The sequence below is a fragment of the Nocardia sp. 852002-51101_SCH5132738 genome (genome assembly GCF_001665695.1).
Taxonomy (GTDB): Bacteria; Actinomycetota; Actinomycetes; order Mycobacteriales; family Mycobacteriaceae; genus Nocardia; species Nocardia nova.
Genome location: NZ_LZML01000111.1, coordinates 1 through 987, shown reverse-complemented (window position 1 = coordinate 987; position 987 = coordinate 1). Strand labels below are relative to the sequence as shown.

Genomic DNA, 987 nt, shown 5'->3' with positions numbered 1-987 from the left:
CTGGGATACAAAGCGTCGGCAGAACAATTCGGACCACGCGAGCTCGTCGAGCTCGGCGTTCTGGTCGAAGAACACGGCCTCGACAGTGCGACCGTCAGTGATCATTTCCAGCCGTGGCGGCACGAGGGTGGGCATGCTCCGTTTTCGCTGGCGTGGATGACCGCGGTCGGTGAGCGGACTTCTCGTATTCAGCTGGGGACGTCGGTGCTGACGCCGACGTTCCGCTACAACCCCGCGGTGATCGCCCAGGCGTTCGCGACCCTCGGGGTGCTGTATCCGGAGCGGATCATGCTGGGTGTGGGCACGGGGGAGGCGCTCAACGAGATCGCGACGGGTTACAAGGGGGAGTGGCCGGAGTTCAAGGAGCGTTTCGCCCGGTTGCGTGAGTCGGTGGATCTGATGCGCGCGTTGTGGAGTGGTGACCGGGTCGATTTCGAGGGCCAGTACTACAACACGGTCGGCGCGTCGATCTACGATGTGCCGCCGGCGGGGATTCCGGTGTATATCGCGGCGGGTGGTCCGGTGGTGGCTCGGTATGCGGGCCGGGCCGGTGACGGTTTCATCTGCACCTCGGGTAAGGGGATGGACCTGTACACGGAGAAGTTGATGCCGGCGGTGACCGAGGGTGCGGAGAAGGTGGGTCGTACGCTCGGCGATATCGATCGGATGATCGAGATCAAGATTTCGTATGACACCGATCCGGAACTGGCGTTGGAGAATACGCGGTTCTGGGCGCCGTTGTCGTTGACGGCCGAGCAGAAGCATTCGATCACCGATCCGATCGAGATGGAGGCGGCCGCGGATGCGTTGCCGATCGAGCAGATCGCCAAGCGCTGGATCGTGGCCAGCGATCCGGATGAGGCGGTCGAGCAGGTCAAACCGTATGTCGATGCAGGGCTGAACCATCTGGTCTTCCACGCCCCGGGCCACGATCAGCGTCGTTTCCTGGATCTGTTCGCACGCGACCTCGCCCCGCGCCTGCGCGCA

Annotated in this window: 1 protein-coding gene; it reads left to right on the top strand. The window is 63.7% G+C overall.

The genetic code is table 11. The annotated features are described in order from the left end of the window. Positions 1-987: glucose-6-phosphate dehydrogenase (coenzyme-F420) (fgd, locus tag A5789_RS16825; protein ID WP_227462657.1), on the top strand; the 987-nt coding region annotated here is incomplete at both ends.